Annotated in this window: 20 protein-coding genes and 1 pseudogene; 7 read left to right on the top strand and 14 right to left on the bottom strand. The window is 55.3% G+C overall.

What is annotated here, in order from left to right; genetic code table 11:
- Nucleotides 1-36 precede the first annotated feature (36 nt).
- Genes ACUVTU_RS10190 through ACUVTU_RS10200 form a run of 3 tightly spaced genes read right to left on the bottom strand, consistent with a single transcriptional unit; the run spans nucleotide 37 to nucleotide 1,880 of the window.
- Nucleotides 37-957, bottom strand: a complete 921-nt coding sequence (locus ACUVTU_RS10190) for a DUF1848 domain-containing protein (protein ID WP_445889860.1) — start codon at nucleotides 955-957, stop codon at nucleotides 37-39.
- A gap of 2 nt (nucleotides 958-959) precedes the next feature.
- Nucleotides 960-1,292, bottom strand: a complete 333-nt coding sequence (locus ACUVTU_RS10195) for a hypothetical protein (RefSeq protein WP_445889861.1) — start codon at nucleotides 1,290-1,292, stop codon at nucleotides 960-962.
- An 18-nt stretch (nucleotides 1,293-1,310) separates the two neighbouring features.
- On the bottom strand, nucleotides 1,311-1,880 hold the full coding sequence (locus tag ACUVTU_RS10200; protein ID WP_445889862.1) for a hypothetical protein: 570 nt from the start codon (nucleotides 1,878-1,880) through the stop codon (nucleotides 1,311-1,313).
- Between the two features lie 138 nt (nucleotides 1,881-2,018).
- Here ACUVTU_RS10200 and ACUVTU_RS10205 point away from each other — a divergent pair, with 138 nt between their 5' ends.
- On the top strand, nucleotides 2,019-2,510 hold the full coding sequence (locus tag ACUVTU_RS10205; RefSeq protein ID WP_445889863.1) for a hypothetical protein: 492 nt from the start codon (nucleotides 2,019-2,021) through the stop codon (nucleotides 2,508-2,510).
- Nucleotides 2,511-2,564: 54 nt separating this feature from the next.
- Here the strand turns inward: ACUVTU_RS10205 and cas2 are convergent, their stop codons facing one another.
- The 11 genes and pseudogenes from cas2 to ACUVTU_RS10260 all read right to left on the bottom strand — a co-directional run bounded on the left by cas2 (nucleotide 2,565) and on the right by ACUVTU_RS10260 (nucleotide 12,214).
- Nucleotides 2,565-2,843, bottom strand: a complete 279-nt coding sequence (cas2, locus tag ACUVTU_RS10210; protein WP_445889864.1) for a CRISPR-associated endonuclease Cas2 — start codon at nucleotides 2,841-2,843, stop codon at nucleotides 2,565-2,567.
- Nucleotides 2,844-2,871: 28 nt separating this feature from the next.
- A complete protein-coding gene (cas1d, locus tag ACUVTU_RS10215; protein WP_445889865.1) occupies nucleotides 2,872-3,867 on the bottom strand; it encodes a type I-D CRISPR-associated endonuclease Cas1d in 996 nt (331 codons plus the stop codon).
- 2 nt (nucleotides 3,868-3,869) lie between these two features.
- Nucleotides 3,870-4,553, bottom strand: a complete 684-nt coding sequence (gene cas4 / locus ACUVTU_RS10220; protein WP_445889866.1) for a CRISPR-associated protein Cas4 — start codon at nucleotides 4,551-4,553, stop codon at nucleotides 3,870-3,872.
- Nucleotides 4,546-5,403, bottom strand: a complete 858-nt coding sequence (gene cas6 / locus ACUVTU_RS10225) for a CRISPR system precrRNA processing endoribonuclease RAMP protein Cas6 (RefSeq protein ID WP_445889867.1) — start codon at nucleotides 5,401-5,403, stop codon at nucleotides 4,546-4,548. The genes cas4 and cas6 overlap by 8 nt, the downstream gene beginning before the upstream one ends.
- A 28-nt stretch (nucleotides 5,404-5,431) precedes the next feature.
- Entirely contained in the window at nucleotides 5,432-7,651 is a 2,220-nt protein-coding gene (gene cas3 / locus ACUVTU_RS10230) for a type I-D CRISPR-associated helicase Cas3' (RefSeq protein WP_445889868.1), read from the bottom strand.
- A 36-nt stretch (nucleotides 7,652-7,687) separates the two neighbouring features.
- Complete coding sequence (gene cas5d / locus ACUVTU_RS10235; protein WP_445889869.1) at nucleotides 7,688-8,422, bottom strand: type I-D CRISPR-associated protein Cas5/Csc1; 735 nt, start codon at nucleotides 8,420-8,422, stop codon at nucleotides 7,688-7,690.
- A 12-nt stretch (nucleotides 8,423-8,434) separates the two neighbouring features.
- Nucleotides 8,435-9,448 (bottom strand): annotated as a pseudogene (gene cas7d / locus ACUVTU_RS10240) (type I-D CRISPR-associated protein Cas7/Csc2).
- A gap of 68 nt (nucleotides 9,449-9,516) precedes the next feature.
- Complete coding sequence (locus ACUVTU_RS10245) at nucleotides 9,517-9,690, bottom strand: hypothetical protein (RefSeq protein WP_445889870.1); 174 nt, start codon at nucleotides 9,688-9,690, stop codon at nucleotides 9,517-9,519.
- Nucleotides 9,672-11,198, bottom strand: a complete 1,527-nt coding sequence (gene cas10d, locus ACUVTU_RS10250) for a type I-D CRISPR-associated protein Cas10d/Csc3 (protein WP_445889871.1) — start codon at nucleotides 11,196-11,198, stop codon at nucleotides 9,672-9,674. Before cas10d ends, ACUVTU_RS10245 begins: the two co-directional genes overlap by 19 nt.
- 208 nt (nucleotides 11,199-11,406) lie before the next feature.
- A complete protein-coding gene (locus ACUVTU_RS10255; protein ID WP_445889872.1) occupies nucleotides 11,407-11,847 on the bottom strand; it encodes an Hsp20/alpha crystallin family protein in 441 nt (146 codons plus the stop codon).
- Between the two features lie 109 nt (nucleotides 11,848-11,956).
- Complete coding sequence (locus tag ACUVTU_RS10260; RefSeq protein ID WP_445889873.1) at nucleotides 11,957-12,214, bottom strand: hypothetical protein; 258 nt, start codon at nucleotides 12,212-12,214, stop codon at nucleotides 11,957-11,959.
- A 180-nt stretch (nucleotides 12,215-12,394) separates the two neighbouring features.
- Here ACUVTU_RS10260 and ACUVTU_RS10265 point away from each other — a divergent pair, with 180 nt between their 5' ends.
- From ACUVTU_RS10265 to ACUVTU_RS10290, 6 genes are all read left to right on the top strand, one after another.
- Nucleotides 12,395-13,141: a hypothetical protein gene (locus tag ACUVTU_RS10265; protein WP_445889874.1), complete on the top strand. Its 747-nt coding sequence runs from the start codon at nucleotides 12,395-12,397 to the stop codon at nucleotides 13,139-13,141.
- A gap of 108 nt (nucleotides 13,142-13,249) precedes the next feature.
- Nucleotides 13,250-13,819 (top strand): hypothetical protein, encoded by a 570-nt coding sequence (locus ACUVTU_RS10270; RefSeq protein ID WP_445889875.1) that lies wholly within the window; start codon nucleotides 13,250-13,252, stop codon nucleotides 13,817-13,819.
- Nucleotides 13,820-13,906: 87 nt separating this feature from the next.
- Nucleotides 13,907-15,109, top strand: coding sequence for an MFS transporter (locus tag ACUVTU_RS10275; RefSeq protein WP_445889876.1), 1,203 nt, complete (start codon nucleotides 13,907-13,909; stop codon nucleotides 15,107-15,109).
- Between the two features lie 300 nt (nucleotides 15,110-15,409).
- Entirely contained in the window at nucleotides 15,410-17,044 is a 1,635-nt protein-coding gene (locus ACUVTU_RS10280) for an ABC transporter substrate-binding protein (RefSeq protein WP_445889877.1), read from the top strand.
- A gap of 4 nt (nucleotides 17,045-17,048) precedes the next feature.
- Complete coding sequence (locus ACUVTU_RS10285; protein WP_445889878.1) at nucleotides 17,049-18,026, top strand: ABC transporter permease; 978 nt, start codon at nucleotides 17,049-17,051, stop codon at nucleotides 18,024-18,026.
- Between the two features lie 4 nt (nucleotides 18,027-18,030).
- Nucleotides 18,031-18,885 (top strand): ABC transporter permease, encoded by an 855-nt coding sequence (locus ACUVTU_RS10290; protein WP_445889879.1) that lies wholly within the window; start codon nucleotides 18,031-18,033, stop codon nucleotides 18,883-18,885.
- Nucleotides 18,886-18,909: the final 24 nt, after the last annotated feature.

Genomic DNA, 18,909 nt, shown 5'->3' on the forward strand with positions numbered 1-18,909 from the left:
AGTGCCATCTCTGGTTGTTAATGGGATATTCGGGGCTTAACCGAACACCAATGGGGAGATAGCTTTCTTTTCCACCACCACATCCTCCATTGTCAGCTTGCTGCACAAAAGCGGCGAGGCCGGATCATAGAGGGCCATATTTTTTTCCACGGCAACCTTGCTGTAGTTGGCGTAACAGTAGAGACAACCGTGCCGGCAGGTGTTGTAGGCGCCAATGTCCACACTGGCCGCACAGCCGCAGGACTGACGCTGGTTTTTGTCCTTTTCCACCCGCAGGACACGGCCGGTGATGCTCGACAGCAATTGCCCATCTATACAGCGGGAGGGCATAATGCCAAATTGGGACAAATCCAGATCCTCTGCACAACTGGCCAATTGCAAACCAAAATGCGCAGCCAGCCGGGCCAGTTGCTCCGCCAGGTACAATTTTTCTCCGCGGCTGATTTCGCGAACCCCAACCCCTCTTAAATTGCGCTGAGCTTTGGAGTAAAAATCTACAAAACTAAATACACAGTTCCTGGTGTATCCGGCCAGTTTATCCGCCAGACGAACAAATTGCTCCAAATGATACTGCAGAGTTATCTCCCCACTGAGGATTACAGGATCATACCTCCAGATCACCCGCTCGGCGCCAATTAAGCGGGACAATTCACGAAAGGTTTGCACACACTGCTCCAGAGGGGGCAAATGCTTCTCCAGTATCCTTCCATAAGGATTTAACGTGTACTGAAAGTAATAGGCATAATCTTCCAGTAAATACAATCGTTCAAACATGGGCCGGGGATTTTTAGTCCAGAAAACTATTCCATCCACTGCCTGCTTGTTCAACAGCACTTTACTCACCCGATGGATGTTCATGGGATTACGCACCAGCACATAACCTTCCTGAAGCCGCCTCCAGAACCATTCACTGTAAAAGGCGGGAATATCGGTGCGACGACTGGCACTGATGATCATCTTCAAAACCCCTTTCTGATGACCAACTGGGCACTGCAACATTTTTCCCAGGGTGAAAAATGTTGTCTGATATAGGCCGGAACAGTAAACAGGATATCATTGACCGGGTGCTTCAGACCATAGCAACTATACTTGCGTTGACCATGCAGCGGGAAATGGAATCTCCAAACTTTTGATCCGGGACGCCGCGCCAGCAGCCGCTGCTCCAGGTACTCAAAATAATAGCGTGCTGTGGGAATGGTAACCAGTTTGCGAAAAAATGAATGGTATTTGGCATTGATGTCATTAACAATTATAAAAGAACCATCGGGCATCCGGTTGATGATGTTAACCACAATGCTGTCAATAAACCCTCACAAATCATCGGGCGGCATCACTCTGGCCATATCGGAGAGCAAATACTGCATCACCAGAACATTGGGCTTAAAATGACCGCCAGCCATGCTCTTTGTCTTTGTCCGCAATAAACTCAAAATATCTCCATATTTAAATGCTAATTCCAAATCATATTTATCCGCTTTATAAACAATCATTCTGTGTACCGGTTGCCAGAGATAATTCCTATCTACACCTACATACTGCAAACCTGCACAGCGTCCCAACTGATTTCTGTGATACAGGAAGGCATACAGCTCACTGCAAGAACCACATCCCAAAGAAAGCACCCGCAAAGGATAGGGAAATTGGTGCCATGGTAAATTTCTGAGCAAAACTGCCATTTCGGATGCCTGACGGTAGACATACTTGCATACATAGTAGTTGATCATACTGCGGCAGTCATAATGACGCGACGCTTTGTAGAAATGTATTTTTTCCAGACAGCTGTTGCAATCCATGCCACAGGATGCTGCGCAAAAACATGTGTTTTTGTTTGTCTGATAGTCACTGTAACAATATTCGACTACCTGATTAAGCAACAACATTTATTTTTCCCCCTTTCCTTTTGCCGAGGTAACTGGTAATACCGGGTAAAGTCAAACGTGGACTTTGCCCGCATTTCACATCAGGCATTTGCCACACTGTTCATAATAGCAACCGAATAGGGGGAATTATTTTGCAAATTGGGCATAAAAAAACCCACCATACAAGGAGGTGGTATGTATCGGGAGGCTGTTTTGTTTCAATCCCTTACAGGGATTAACGGCCGTTGGCACGAATTAAATTTAATTTCACAAACAGAATTACCAATTTTAAGTTTCAATCCCTTACAGGGATTAACGGCCGTTGGCACGAAAAATTTGCATTTGTCAGTATATCTATTGCTGCTATTGTTTCAATCCCTTACAGGGATTAACGGCCGTTGGCACCGCGACCCGCGCAAGCCAGGAATGGCAAGGGCTGAAAATGCATTTTGCGCGGATCCTTTTAAAAACTTCATTCCTGGCCCTCAGCACCGGTTAAATTTTACCACATCAATTGCGCCAAAGTCAATAACCACAAGCTTTTGCGGATTCGCGCGGATCCCCCGGGAAAATGGCCACAGCTTCGATCCGCGCAATTTCCATATATTATCACAAACACATTTTTCAAATATTTTCAATATCCAATTATAACTGTTCATTCAGGAAATCATAAAAAATAACCCCACCCGAAGGCAGGGAAAATACTCATACCAAAAACACATCCTCTCTACGCAGTTCTTCACCTCCTATTCTGATTACTTTCCCGGCACATCCTTCACAAAGGATATAGTATCTAACACTATCCTCCGCCGGTTTTATATGCTTTTCCAGCTGGTGACGCAGGCGCAAAAACTGCTCTTTGCTTAACTTCTGACACTCAAAGACGCTGAACTGCATCCACTGGCCGTAGTTTTTCAGCACTTTATGCACCTTGTTGCGCCGCTTATCGTCCTGCACATCGTAAGCCACAACCACAAAAATCACCCATCACCGGCCCTTCCCAAACCAGACATCATCGCCACACCAGGGGTGGATATTCTTCAATTTCCCCTGTCAGGCATTTGGCCAGCAGTCTGGCCTGCAAGTCCATGCAGCGCCGGTAACTGGCCTGATAATTGAACACCGGATGCCTTATTTCGCTGTTTTTCTTGGTCTCATACTGGACTAGAAATTTTTTCCTGGCCTCATCCTTTAGATAGACGGCTCCACCTATTTCCTGACTGAAATCGTCCGGTTTGATTATGCCTTTGTTCAAGCAGGCCAGCACCAGTGTATCCACTATCACCGGGCGAAATTCTTCCATCAAATCCAGGGCCAGCGATGTACGCCCATAGCGCTGGCGGTGCAAAAAGCCCATGTAAGGATCCAAACCCACCGTATTTACCGCACTGGTCATGTCTTTGGCCAGCAAAGTATAGCCCAGACTGAGCAGACTGTTCACCGGGTCGGTGGGTGGCCGCTTCACCCTGCCGGCAAAAGAAAAATCTTTCTTGATCATTTCGCCGAAGGCCTTAAAGTAGACGGCAGAGGCCACTCCCTCTACTCCTCTAACCGCATCCACATCGGCAGCACCTTCCAATGCTTTGAGTGCCTTCTTGATTTCCTGAATAAAAATTTCATCAATAGCAGCACCCTCCCGGCGGGAACGCTGCAGCACATAGAGCATGTTTTTTATCTTTCCCCGCACAAAACACCGGGCCAGCCAGGCGCTGGCCGCCCCATCCAGCGAAGCTCTGTACTGGGCTACGCGCAAAAGACAGTTTTTAGGCGCAGGCGGCTGCAGCCGGCCTAGGAACTTACCGTAAGCAGTAAGATAAACCACCTCTATTCCATGTTCTAAAAACATGGCCGTAGCCGCGGCGGTTACGGTGACCCGACCAAAGATCACCACCTGATCTATTTTAATTAAAGGGATGTCCTGCACAGTGCGGCCTTCCAGTTCCACCACCACGCGCTGGTCCACTTTGCGCACCACGGCCCCCTGTTCCATCAGGTACAGCGCCGCCACTTCTAATCCTCCGTTCTGGAAACACTTTTTTTCAAACGCTCCACCTCGGCCGGCAGACATACGGGGTACACACTGCAGCCCCGGCAGCGCGGCCCATATATGGCCGGGGGCATCGACTGACTGACCAGAAGTTGCCGCACATCCTCAATCAGTCGCACAGTTCGCTGTCGCAATTGTTCGTCCAGCAACACCTTTTTACGCCGTCCACTGGCGGCATAGAAAATATAGCCTTCCGGCACCGGCCGGCCCAGTGCTTCTTCCAGCGCCAGAGCCTGGGCACAAAGTTGCACTTCATCATTATCCCAATCTCCCCGGCGCCCTTTTTTGTATTCCACCGGCCGGTATTCTCCGGCATTCACTTCAATTAAATCTGCCCGGCCCACCAGGCCATATTTTCTGCTAAACAAATAACGTGAACGCAACTCCAGGATATCGCCCCGCACACTGTCCTTTTCACTGTGTACCCGCTCGTGCAAAAATGTGCCGGCCAGGGTATGCTCATTGTCCATAAATTCACCGCTGACATGAATGTAAAAACAGCGCCGCGGGCAGTAGCTGTACTGGTTCAGGGCCGAAATGGGCACCAGCTCTTCTTCGCTCCACTCCCTTTCCTGCTCTCTTTCCCTCACATTTCCACACAGCCCGAAAGCCAGGGTAAATTGCTTGCCCCGGTCAGTTTCATCCATCGCTTCCCACATCCCCATGCCGGCCGGTTTGGGTAATGAGGCGCCGGCATTGCCCCATGCCCATGGTGGTCTTTTGCCCCACACCGGCGTAGAAGGCGAAATCGGCCAGCAGGTTGAGTTGTCTGATCAGCAATGAGCCTGCTTCCCGCCAGCGTCCTTCCGGCAAAACTCCAAAGGTGCAACGCCCGGTGAAGCCCACATATTTGCGCCGCCGGCCATAATCCAGTGTACGGGTCTCCAGCTGGTAGCGGGCCGGAAAAACACATTCCTCCACAAAACTGTTCAAATCGGGATGCAGCGGATACTCGGGGGCAAAATGCTGCCACTTGCGGGCCAGACTGGCGAAAACCAGGCGGGGCAACGGCAGGGGAATGTTAATATTGCCCTGGCGAAAGGTGGTGGGACTGGCAAAAAGCAAGGTAATCTCTTCCTCCTGCCCGGCGTTTTCCCACAGGGTGACGTAATCGGAGCAACCCGCCCACTGGCTGCCCATCTGGGGCAATGTGACCAGTTTTTCTATCGTCACCGGTACGCCGTTAATATGCAGTTCTTCCGGCATGGGCACATAGCCGGTAAAAAGCCGGCTGATGTTGGCAAAAGCCTGCTGGGCCAGCAGGGTAAAGCGCACCCGGCAGGGGGTATGGGCGGGCAAGGTATACCCCGCACTGCGCCCGTAGATGGGAGAAAGGGTAAAGGGCCTTGGGCCAGGCGTATTATGCAGCAATTCCGCATAGGCGGCATCAGCAGCCTGAAACAGGCGAAAGAAAAAACCGTGCAGGCTGGCCCCGGGAAAACTGTGCAGCGGCAAGTCCTGCTGGGGAGAGAAATGCAAAACCATGCTGTACAACATATCTTTTCCTCACTTTGCGGGCAAATTTTTAAACAATAAACACTTCAGCGGCAGTGCTCAGAGTGCTCATAAAAAAGGCCTCCAGGTCAAAGGCAATGGCAAAAGGCCGTACGGTATTGCACCGCTCCCAGGTGAGGTCGTAAAGGCGCATGAGGGGAGGCAGGCGGTAGTCGGCCAGCAGCTGGCTCCTGGGGACAGTGCTCACCCAGGCCACGGCCCACATGTCTGCCAGCTGGTCATTGAGTTCTTCCAGATCCAGGTCGGGCGGGTCTGTATACACGCACAGCCCTTTTAGGCGCACCACCTGCCCCCGCCTGGCCGGCGGGCAGTACCGGGGTGGCAAATCAAAATACACCCTGCGCCTTTGGACCAGCAGCCCATCTACCTGCCAGTAGGCTACCGGCTCTTCTCTTTCCAGGCGAGCGGCAAAATGCTCCGCCGCCTGCTCCCAGGCGGCCGGCAGGTGCTGCCTGAACTTCTGGAAAAGCTGCTGAAAACTTGCCGCCGTTAGCAATTGCCCGCGGCAGCGAGCCAGCAAAAAGGGGAGATGGTAAAACTTAAAAGGGAAAAAGCCCCGGGCCTGGTCAGTGGTATCGTAAACCGCCGCCAGCAATTGCAGGGGCTGCCGGTCCGGCAAAAGGCGCTCCAGAAAGTTACTGCCCCGGAAGGTAAGCAGGGGAAAAAGGCGGCCATCCTGCCGGTAATGCTGATAAAGCGCCTTCACATCCTGCCCCCACAGGCCGTACAGCCGCTTAAGGAGCCACTCCATTTTCTCCTGCAAGGATCCGGCGGTATCGCTCAGTTGTTGAGCCAGCAGTTCGCTGTATAGATGCCAGGCCACCAGCGGACCATACTGTTTGATGAAACCATTGAAGCTGTGGTGCTCCAGATATGCCTCGCGTACCAGGCATTGTAATTCCTGGCGGCCGAGCACTGCACCGGATACGGCTCCGCTCTCCATTCTCTCACTAATATAGGCAGCCACATAAGGAGGTACCAGAGCTATGGCTAAAGGGACGGGGGCACCGTCTACAGCAACGCCCCGCCCCAACCGGCCCAGCCGCTGCAAAAACTGGCTGTCCGAGCGGGCCTCGAAAATCAACACATCTTTGCGGGCTGCCCCGACAAAATCTATACCCACCTCAATGGTGGACGTGCCCACAGTGTATGGCCGGGCCAATCCCTCCTGCCGCCCCCGCCGGTCCATAAAACCATACACTTCGCCAATATCCTGCCGGTCAATGCCCTTGTGTTCGTGCAGGTAGTCGGCCAGGGCCCTGGCTTCGTAAACCGAGTCCAGCACAAACAGCACTTTGGCCTCCGGATACCGCTTCTGGTACTGCTCCAGCAAGGGATAAGCGGCTATAATACCTTCCAGCCCCTCCCAGTTCAACAGGTTGGCCGGTTGAATGTATAGTTCCACCGGCTGAAGCACCTGCCGTTGCCCGGCCGGCAGCGGCAGAGTGCCAGTATCTTCATCGCCAGTAAACAAGCCGGAAGAACATCCGAACGGTGCAGGACCAGCTCTCTCCAGACCGTTTATTTCCACGGTTGGTATAGCAAGTGAGGCCAGCATGGCCTGAAACTGGGACACAGGAGTGGCTGAGGAAAAGATAAAGACATGGGGAGAAGCCGCCAGCTGGCTGATGCTGCCCACCAGCAGCGCTACATCATTCAACTGCTTGGCATTGTAAAGGTGAAACTCATCAAAAACCAGTAACTGGTATTCACTGAAGAGGCGCTGCATGAGCTGCTGCCCCAGGGCCGTACGGCGCGGTTGGGGATACAGGCGGTAGAAGAGCAAAAAGAGTATGTCCGGGTTGGTCAGCACCAAACGGCTCCAGTGACCCAGCACCTCCAGGTTGCTGCGTTTTTCCAGTTCCCGGCGCAGTTCCAGCAGCCTCTCCCCGTCCAGCAGCAAGAGCTGTTCTTGCGGCAGGCCCTGCCGGTTCAGCATGGCCTGTAAGGCCCGCTCCTGGTCGCGCAGCAGGTCATTGGTGGGGTACACACCTATGGCCTTAAATCCCATATCCGGGCTGAGCAGCAGCGGGGCAAAGGCGGCCATGGTCTTGCCCGCTCCGGTGGGAGAAAGGTTAAAGATGCACAGCGAACGGGAACCGGCCAGCGCTTCTTGCACAGCCTGGTACACCTGCCACTGGTGGGCCATGGGCAGAGTTTCTTTTAAATAGGGCAGCGGATAAACCGGCAGATCCAGCCCGGCCAATGTCAAATGTAGCGGCTTTCCCACCCCGACCACTCCTTTTAACAGTTCTGCATAACGCTTTTAGCCACCCCGCCGTTTTTTGGCCGCCGGCCTGGCACCGAGTATTGACGCCCCGTTGGCCAGAGCTGCTAAGTAAGCCAGGCGGGCCGGCAGCCAGGTTTTTTCTGCTCCGGGGAAAGTAGCCTCATAGCCCGGCTCGTCCTGAAAAACCGCACCGGCCAGCAGGTTGCCGGGCAGGAGCTGCAAGGCGCCGGCAAAATGCACCGGCAAAGCCGGCAGGTCGAGAGGATTGAGCAGGCCAGTACAATCACGCCGCCCGCCCGCGGTGGGCTGCACCCGGGCGGCCGGCTCATAGGTGACGCGGGCTTTGGCCATAAACTTGCCCAGGCGGATATAGGCGGGCAGTTGCCGCTCCTGGCGCAGTAAAACAAAAAAATCAAACATTGCTCCCGGACGAACAGCGCGCACAAAACCCCAGTTGGGATACCCGATGTTGCGGCCTCGCCCTAAAGTATAGCCTTCGTTAATGGTGTTGTACTGCAGAACCACCATTTCTCCCTGGAGCATGGTGGCCGGCGTGACATAACATCCAGCCTGATTCAAAGGCATAAAATGTGCCAGGTAGGACGGGGTCTGCTCGTCGCAATACCAGGCACCGCCCGCCAAACCCAGGGCATAGGTCAGGGCATAGTTATGAATGAACGGGCCGGTTTCCGCCAGTTTGCCCCGCTCATAAGTGGCAAAAAACAGGTAGTCCAGCAGTTTTAAATGGGCCCGCCAGATGGAAATGGCCATATTTTCACCGCCTCATTCCTGCTCACCGGCCGCTTCCCCATTACCACCACCCCGCTTGTCGGCATGAGCAACTGCCTGACCGGCCAGTTCCTGCCAGAAGGCGCCGGCAGCTTCCTCATTATTAAATATTTGCCGCAGTTCAGCCAGGGCAGTGGCCAGCTCTGCGCCCGACCATAGCTGCATACCTCCCCAGGCGTTATCTCGGGTATACTTGAGCACAGCCGGCAGGTGGCGCTGGAAATCGGATAACTCCAGGTAGCCGCTGGCCAAACCGGCCTGCTCGTCCTGGCTGAGCAGGTCATAATAGAGCTGGGTAAGCTCCAGGTTGGACAGCACCTCGCTGCGGGCCGTGGCTATGGCTACAATATGGTTGCGCACAAAGCCCTCCCGGTTGGCCTCCGCTCCGTAACGAGTGGTGAAGAGAATATTCTGCAGCACATAGAGCAGCTCCGCCGGAGTAACATCCAGCAGTGTTTCCACGCAGGGCAGGATAACCTGGGGCAAAAGGTGATCTTTTTCGGAAAAGGCACTGCCAGCCACGCCACCCGCCGTGCTGTCACTGATGGCATTGAGCTTGATGTTTTTCTGGATGTCCTGATAGGCCCGCACGCTAAAGGCCGTATCGGTAAGCACGCGCGCCTTCTGAGCTCCGGTACCGGACACAGCGGCAAAGCCGTACAGCACACAGTCAGGACAGCGGCCGCACATGGCGTCCATCATGCGGCAGGCTACTGCCGCTTTTTTAGCTCCCCGGCCGCGACCTTTACCCGACTGCTATTCCAAAAGCCCGGCATCGCGCAGCAGGGCCCGCCCGGTGCGGCGTTCGGGAGCAATTTGTTTGCGCTTGAACATGAGCACCCGGTCGATACTGCCGGTAGTGTTCAGACCGGCCTGGACGCGCTCCACATCCAGCACACCGCCTTCGGTGGTGAAAATAGCATGGGATTTGGTTTCTCGCAGGATGAAAATGTGCACATAACGATGCAGGGGATAAAGGGGTATTTCGGCGGGCAGAAAGTCCTTCACCCAGCTGTAAAGTTGCAGTTGCTGGTAACCAGTCTTGCTCAATTTATTTCACTCCCTTAAATAAATTTTTACTCTGTCTCAGCCGGTTGCTCGCCGCCAGAGCGGCGAGCCGCCCAGGATTTTTCACTGCGCTCGGCTATCTGGGTATCGGTAATGAAATAAATGCCATCGGCCAGCGCGTTGCTCAGGCTGTTCAGGCGGGCCATACTGCCACCGCAGCGCTTTAAAAACAGCTCATCCACCAGCAAATCGGCCAGACGGGAAAGTTTCTCCGCCAGTTCCTCCCCCCGGCAGGCCAGATAACCGGTATCGCCACCATCCAGGCGCTGCAGGCGTTTTTGCAGGAGAAAAACAGGTGCTCTGCCAGGTAGGCGGCCAGACCGCTGCGCAGAGCCAGCTCATGCTCCACCAGTTCCTGCCGCCGCTGAGTTGTAAGCATACTTTGCCAGGCCGACAGGAAGGTTCTTTCCAGGTGGTTTAAAAGCATATCCACCGGCATGCTGAAGCCCGAGCGTCCCGCAGCAGAAAAACCGGCCAGCCAGCGCCAAGCCAAAGCGATGCAGTCGTCATAGGTTTTGTCTTTGCTGTACTTGTCCGGTATGCAGCGGCGCACCAGTTCCAGTTCCTCCGCCGGCAACCCTAAAAGGCGGGTGAGTTCGGCCAGGCCGTCAGCGCCAGGCTGCAGGCGTTCCCAGAGTCGTTTGGCAGCGGCCAGATAGCGGGCCGTGCTGAAAACAGCCTGGTTGCGGGTAATATCATCATCCCAGCCCGGCGGCATACCCAGCTGGCGATGTAGTTCCTCCTGCGACAGGGTATAGTCTTTAATGTGTTTTTCCAGCGTCTTGCGCCAGAATCCTGGCTGAGCATTGCTCGCCGCATACTGGCGAAGCAGAGCGGAGATACCGGCGGCATCCAGAAACAGAAAAGCATAGCTCTGCACTTTGATGTTCAGCGTATCGAAGGCTTCACTCAGATCGGGCGGCGGTTGTTGCAGCAGCAAATGAAATATTTCCTGCTCTACCAAAGGCAGCAATGCACCGCGGACGGGCAGGTGCCGGTCGACCGGGCCCAGATAAAGAGTGCTGTCGGCAAAATACAGCAAGGGATAGAGTCCGTAGTTTTCCTCCAGCACCTGGCTGACGGCTCGATGCAGAAGGTTGGTAAATAGTCCTTTCAAGTCATCCAGGCGGTGATAATAAAAGGCATAGCGATGCGCCCGTCCCGGCGGCAAAAGCTTTTGCAGGCGGTTGGCCAGCACTGAGGTTTGCTGACAGTGGGTCATGGAAGCCATACAATCTGCCAGGTGCACCAGATCCACCAGCAGCGCCGTGCCGGGCGGGCAGGCACTCAGGTCACCGGTTTTGGGACTGCACAGGGACACCGCGGCCGCCCTGTGCATGGCCGGAACCGTGTCGGCAAACTTATCCAGGCCCAGGGCCTGTATTTCGGCCTGGTAATCCTCCAGCGCCTGGTCAAACTGGCTGCGCCCGGCATCCTGCGACACGGCATATTCGGTCATCTTGTGCAGGTCGTGCGTCACATACATGACTATGGCCCGGCGCAGGCCGGCTTCATCCACCAGCCGGATACCTTTTTTTTCCAGGAGAGCCAGCACCTGCAACAATCCGAACACTCCATTCTGGATGTGCACCAGCAGGGGCTGGTCAATATGTCCCTCACCCCAGGCCACTGTCTTGGCCGGCCGGCTGTGGTAGCCGCGCTGCACCATGGCCGGTATAATCCCGGCCACAAAATCGTCCAGTACCTGCGTGTAGATAAACGTCCACCTCCTATTAACATTTATTACCAGATGAAGTCTTGATGTTAAAAATTTCTTTTTTTAAGGCCATTATACAATTGGCGGTAGGAAATTTTATTGCCAAATTTCCAAAACAAAATAAAAAAGTCAGGGGTGATGTTTCCCTGACTCATCTTTTATCGCTGTGGCATACAGGGTACTAATGAAACTGCACATCTATGCTGCGCCGCGCCGCCCCTTTGGCCTTGGGCATGCGGATTTCCAGGATGCCGTTGCGGTAGCTGGCCGTGGTCTTGTCTTCATCCACGGGCGCCGGCAAGGTAAAGGAACGCTGGAAACGACCCACAAAACGTTCCCGCCGGTGCATCTGCTCCTCGCGCACTTCCTGACCCCGCTGGATAACGCCGCTGATGGTCAGCACGCCATTGTCAATGTTGATGTGCACATCTTCCTTTTTCTCCAGGCCGGGAATCTCGCAGGAGGCAATCACTTCCTGGTCGGTCTCATACACATCCACCCGCGGCCCGACAAAGTCGCGCTCCAGACCAAAAGGAGCAAAGGGAAAGTCCTGCCAGAAGCGGTCCATGCCCCGGCGCAGTGTTTCCAGGGGGCGAAACGGTTCATAGGGAATCAAGGCCATATAGAAAAACACCTCCCGCAGTTTTTTGGCATATATATTGTGCCCTGTTCAGCACCAAAATATATAGCGCGCGGCAGGCATGGCCCGATCCAGCCCGTATTAATACATATTACCAGTGCGCTATCAGCACATGGGCCAACATATAAATGAAAGTAAACACACATATACCTGCGGCCAGCCGTTCTTCCCGCACACTCCGGCTGCTTAACCTTTGTTCCACGACCTGGAGAGCGCGGGTAGCTTCCCGGTTTACACTGCGGATTAACCGGCGGTGCGGCCAGATGAACTCCACTTCGCCGCTGTGCACATTCAAACCCATGCAGGCACTTTGTCCTTCAATCACTTTTACCGGTACCAGTGCAGACATTGCCCTCATCCCCCAAACATTTCTTCATGGAATATATATTCTGGAACTTTTGTTTTATTTTATACTTTTATATACCTAGCGTCAATAGTTTTTTAGAATTTATGTTCTATCGACATATCCGGCAGGAAGCGGTCCCGCCTGCGTCGAATAGACAAGCAAACGGCCCGGAGGCGATAATTTATGTTTCCGCAAACCCACATCCACTTCGCCCGGCAGGTGCTGGGCCGCCTGAACACCGCCCTGATCCTGGGCAGCATTTTCCCGGACATGGCCATTGGTGCCGGCATCAAGCGGGAAATATCCCACTACTGCGGACGGCAAATGCTGGAGCACATGCAGGACAGCCCGGTGGCCGACTTTGCCCGGGGCGTGATCACCCACGGTGTGGAGCCTTTTGGTCTGGATTACTACGGCGATGAGAAAAACCCACCCCAGGAACGGGGTTACTGCTTTGAAAAGGGACGCAATTTTATCGCCTCCACTATTGAAGCCTGCAACATCCCGCCCGAAATGGGCTGGTGGAAGTCCCACAACATTATTGAAATGGGTGTGGAGCTGCGCATCAGCCGGCTGGAACCTTACGGCCGGCTGCTGCTGGAAGCCTTCCAGGATGAACCGGTGGTTCAGCTGGTCTGCCAGCAGGCAGGTGACTTTTTCGGCCTGGGAGCCGATCCCTTCTTAAAGCGTATTCATGCCTTCGCCCGCTACATTGACACCAGCCGGGCCACATCTCATTCCCTGGCGGAGAGATATGATTTTCAAATGTATTACAAGCACAAAATAAGGGTGGATATTCCCAGAGTAGCCCGGCTGATTGAAGCGGCAGCCGAAGCCGTAGCCCCGGACATTGAACAGTTTCTCAAGGAAACCGAAGACAAAGTGCGGCAGGAATTAATTACCCTTAAGGCGCTGGATCAGGGTATGTAGTCTTTCGGGCCATCTGGACGTTTCTTTAAACAAATACCCGTCTGAAAGAGAGTCATTTTCATGGTCAACAGGTTCGCTTCCCGGCATCCCGCAGGCTCATTTAGAATTATGCAGCCTGCTCCCGGTTACCTTCCGGATTACTTCTGGCTCTATCACCTCACCGCCTCGGTCACCCCCCTGGCCGGTGACTGCGGACAGCTGTGCGGCAAGACCTGCTGCCAGCCCGATGCAGCCAACAGCCTGGGGATTTATCTTTTCCCCGGGGAAGAGGCGGTTTTACACTTGCCCCGGCCCTGGCTTGAATGGGAAATTCACGACCCCCGCCACTATGATTTTCCCGCCAGCTGGCAGGAGCCGGTTCATTTTGTCAAATGTACCGGGCCATGTCCGCGGGAGTTGCGCCCCCTGGCCTGCCGCTTCTTCCCCCTGGCCCCCCACCTGCTGCGCGATGGCCAGCTGTTGCTCATATATGAAACCATGCCTCTGCCCTACCGCTGCCCGCTCATTGATCAGCGCCGGCGGTTGCAAAAGAAATTCATCTCCACCACGGCCCTGGCCTGGCAGGAACTGCTGCGCAACCGGCTGATCTACGATCTGGTCTGGGAAGACTCGCGACAGCGGGAAAAATCCGGCCACCGCCCGGCAGTCCTCTGGCCCGGCAAATTTAGCCAGCCCTGAAACCATTGTGTTTCCCGGGCCAGCGGCCCAGGTGAATATTGTGGCTTCAGTCCGGCAACCGTATCCAGCTGAAAGGAGTCCAGTTGAATGACCAATCGATCCCGGGACATACGCCGCGATTTCACCCTGCTGCTGCTGGCTAGCATCGGCACGGGCATTTACGGCGGACTGTACGACCCCATATTTAACAACTTTCTTGCCGATACCTACCGGATGGGCGAGGCTCTGCGGGGCGCCCTGGAGTTCCCCCGCGAGCTGCCCGGTTTTCTCACCGTTTTTATCTCCGGACTGCTCATCGCCCTGCCCGACACCCGCATCGCTTTTCTGGCCCTGCTGGCGCTGGCCGCCAGCCAGTTTGGTTTTGCCCTGTGGTCGCCCGGTCTGGGTGCGGCTATATTCTGGATGCTTACCTGGAGTGTGGGCGCCCACCTCTACATGGCCGTATATAGCAGCATTGGCATGAATCTGGCCGAACCGGGCCAGACCGGCCAGCGCATGGGCCAGCTGGGCAGCGCCAATACCGCTGCCTCCCTGCTGGGCTACCTGCTGGTCTGGTGGGGCTTTCAGCATGCCGGCCTGACCTATCGCACATCCTTTCTGCTGGCCGGCAGCATGGTGCTGCTGGCCGCCCTCTGCCTTTTGCTGATGCGACCGCTTAAGCCGGCCAAGCCACGTCGCGCACTGGTCTACCGCCGGGAATACCGCCTGTACTACCTGCTCAGTGTGCTTTTCGGGGCCCGCAAACAGATCTTTCTCACCTTCGGCCCCTGGGTGCTGATCAAGCTTTTCCACCAGCCGGCCTCCACTTTCGCCCTGCTGGGCCTGGTGGGCACCGTGCTGGGCATCTTTTTCCGCTACGCCCTGGGCGTTGCCATCGACCGGCTGGGCGAACGCAAGATCATATTCTGGGAATCGGTGCTGCTGGTGATTATCTGCCTGGGCTACGGCTTTGCCCGCTTTGTTTTTCCTGCCGCCACAGCACTTACCGTAATCTATGCCTGTTTTGTCATCGACCAGCTGCTATTTGCCTGTCTGCTGGCCCGTTCCACCTACTTGCATAAAATTCTACAAAAACCAGAAGACCTTACCCCCACCCTGGCCATGGGTGTCTCGGTGGATCATGCGGTTTCCATGTCGGTACCCGTGCTGGGCGGCCTGCTCTGGGAGGCAGCAGGTTTCCAGTATGTTTTTCTGGCTGCCGCCTGTATCGCCCTGCTCAACTGCGCCGCCGCCCTGCGCCTGCCCGCCCATCGCCCAGCCGGGCCAGCGGCGGCCCGAACAACCTGTTGAGGTTTCTGTAGCTGTCCGGTAATAATTGAAAGGCTAATAGCAGGAATTTTTAAAATAATGTCGAAAGGATTTTAATAATAACGGCACGAAGCCGTCAGTCAGCAACACCGCTTACCAACCGTAATAATCCGGCCTGAAAACTTAACCGCCAACAGAGTGCCACGCAGGTGCTTTATGCCCGGCTGTAGCTGGGCAGAAAGTACAGGCGTGGTTTTTTCTTTTCGGCCCGATCTCCTGAAGGCCCCGGACCGGGGCAGCCGGGAGTAAAGATATAAAAATTAAAGGAAAGGAGTCCTGTCCATGACCCGAACTTCAGCTCCACGCACCAGCTGGTTGCTGCTGGTAGCCCTGACCATGCTGCTGGCGCTGCTGCTCAGCGGCTGTAGTGGCAAAACCACCGACCAGTCTACCAGCTCCCCCGGCACTCAGAATGCGGCCGTCGCCGAGCTCAAACTGCCGGCCGAAGACTGGGGTCTGCCCACACCCTTTACTTTTTACCCCCGCGGCCCCGGCTACGTGCACCTGAGTTTTGTCTATGATACTCTGGTCTGGAAAAATGACCGGGAAGTCATTCCCTGGCTGGCTCAGGAATGGCAGGCCAGCCCGGACCAGCTCACCTGGACCTTCAAGCTGCGCCCCGGCATCAAATGGCAGGATGGGCAACCCCTCACGGCCCGGGATGTGGTGTTCACCTTTGACTACCTGGGTAAAAACAGTTTTGAGTGGGCCAAATTTGATATGATAGACAATATCAGCGCCCCCGATGAGCAAACAGTGGTATTCAAGTTAAAGAAACCTTTTGTGCCTTTTATGCAGCAGATCGCGGGCAATGTGCCCATCATACCTCAACACATCTGGCAAAACATCCAGGATCCGCGTAAAGAAGCACGGCCCGAACTGTGCATGGGCAGCGGGCCCTACAGGCTGGTCTCTTATGACAAAAGTCAGGGCACCTACGAATACATGGCCAATAAGGAATTTTTCCTGGGCGAACCGCGGGTGAAAAAGCTAATTTTCGTTCCGGCCAGCGATAAAGTGGCCGCTCTGGAAAAAGGCGATATCCATGCCGGAGACGTACCGGCCTCCCTGCTAGCCAAATTTGAACAGGATAAACGCTTCAAGGTGCTCAGCGGTGCCGCTTTCTGGGTGCTCAAACTGCAGTTCAATCTGGAAAAGGAGCCCTTCCGCCAGCCCGCTGTAAGGCAGGCCATTGCTTATGCCATCAACCGGCCGGAACTGATTGAAAAAGCGGTGCCCGGCGGTCTGAAGGGAGCCAAACCGGGCAACCCTGGATTTTTGCCGCCTGAATCCGACTGGTTTGATCAGCAGTACTACGACCTGTACCCGCATGACGTCAACAAGGCCAGGGAACTGCTGCAAAAGGCCGGCATTGCCGACCGGGACAATGACGGTATTGCCGAAGATAAAACCGGGCGGAAAATGCAGTTCACCCTGCTGGCACCCCAGCAGTACAGCCGGGAGGCCGAAAATATCAAGCTGATGCTCAAAGAGATCGGCCTGGCCCTGGATCTTAAACTGGTCAACATCAAGGCCATTGACAACCTGGTCAAGAGCAAGCAGTTCGACCTGGCTATTAACGGCCACGGCGGTCTGGGCGGCGATCCGTCCATGATCATGGGCTTTGGTGTGGCCCGGGGAGGTATCCGCACTCCCGGCACGCCGGAAAATCCGGAATATTTACAGCTGGCCCAAAAGCTACTGGTTACCCCCGATGAAACCCAGCGCCGCGCCCTGGCTTCTCAAATGCAAAAAATGTATGCCCAGGAGCTGCCCTGTCTGCCCCTGTACTACCCGGTGTGGTATTTCGCGTACAACCCGCAAGTTTTTGACGGCTGGTTCTACACCTGCAAGGGCGGCATTGGCATCGGCATCCCCATGCTTTATAACAAGCTGGCCTTTGTAGGAGGAAAATAACGGCATGCCGGTCTACCTGCGCCGCCGGGCGGCCACCTACCTGCTGGTACTGGTGGCCGCCCTGGCCATTAATTTTTTTCTGCCCCGGGCCATGCCGGGCGACCCCCTGCAGGAAATGAGCAACTCGGCTGGCAATTTGGCCGTAGCCCTGGATGAAGATACCATCAAAGCCCTGCAGCACTATTACGGGCTGGATCGCCCCCTGTCCGCACAATTTGTCAGTTATCTCACCGCTCTGGCCCGGGCCGACCTGGGCTTTTCCATCAGCTACCGGGCGCCGGTCAGCCGGGTGGTAGCCCGGGCTCTGCCCTGGACACTGCTAATTACCCTGGCCGCTCTGCTGCTCACTTTTTCTCTGGCTATTTTAGCCGCCACCCGTTTTGCCCTGGGAAACAGGCGTGGTGAAACCGCCCTGCTGGTACCGGCCATTCTGCTGGATAGCATGCCGCCTTTTATTACCGGCAGCTTTTTGCTGATCCTGTTTGGGGTGAAGCTGGGCTGGTTACCCATCAGCGGTGCTTTTAGCAACTTCACCACTATGAGCTGGGGGCAAAAACTGCTGGACACGGCCGCCCACGCCCTGCTGCCCGTACTTTCACTCAGCTGCGCCAGTTTTTTCAGTGCCTATTTACTGGTACGCAACAGCCTGCTCCTGACCAAAGACCAGCCTTTTGTGCAAATGGCTTATTTAAAGGGCCTGAGCGAGCAGCGCATCCGCTATCAATATGTGCTGCGCACCGCCCTTTTGCCCGTGGTCACTTTTTTCGGCCTGCGTCTGGCCCGGCTGATTGGCGGCGCCATGCTGGTGGAAGTGCTATTCGCCTACCCCGGACTGGGCCGCCTTACTTACGAGGCTGTACTGGCCTGCGACTACCCGCTACTGCAGGGTGTATTCTTTATCTTTACCATCTGGGTGCTGCTGGTCAATCTTTGTACAGACCTGCTCTACCTGCGTCTGGACCCCCGGGTGAAAGAGGTGTAAAGATGTGCACAACCTGCGCCAAGAAATAAGCCAACTGGCCAAAGACGGTTATGCCCTGGCTGGCCTGGTAGTCTGCAGTATCCTCCTGCTGCTGGCTGCTGCCGCTCCCCTGCTGGCTCCTTTTTCACCCGAAGATACCGGCGGAGCGGTGCTGACCCGACCCGGCCCACCTTACTGGCTGGGCACCAACGCCCTGGGACAGGACGTGCTCAGTCAACTGCTTTTCGGCCTGCGTACTTCTTTGCTGGTGGGTCTCTCTACCGGCCTGTCCAGCACTCTGCTGGGCCTGCTGCTGGGCAGCCTGGCCGGCTATTACCCGGGCTGGCCGGGCCTATTGATCATGCGCCTGGTGGATGTATTCATGACCATACCCCGCCTGCCGCTGATCATCCTGCTGGCGGTTTTCTTAAAACCACGGCTGATCAATGTCATCCTGGTGTTGATCTTGCTCACCTGGCCCGACATTACCCGCACCGTGCGCTCCTGTGTCCTGTCTCTGCGCCAGCGGGAATATATCAAATTCGCCGTATTGAGCGGAGCAGACTTTGCCTATATTCTGCGCCGCCACCTGCTGGCCGAGCTTTTGCCCCTGCTGGTGGCCAAGACGGTCCAAACCACCAGCTATGCCATTGCCGCCGAAGCCGGCCTGAGTTTCCTGGGCCTGGGCGATCCCAGCCACAAAAGCCTGGGCGTGATTATCCGCTCCGCCCTGGATTACCCGGGCATATTGTGGACCCCGGCCTGGCAGTGGTGGTTTTTACCCGCCGCCCTGCTGGTCAGCCTGGCCGTACTGGGTTTCACCTTCACCGGTTACGCTCTGGAAAAAGCCTTTTCCTACCGCCGGGATCTGGAAGGTTAGATTAAAACCCAAATCCCCCCGACC

The sequence above is a fragment of the Desulfurispora sp. genome, from assembly GCF_052744395.1.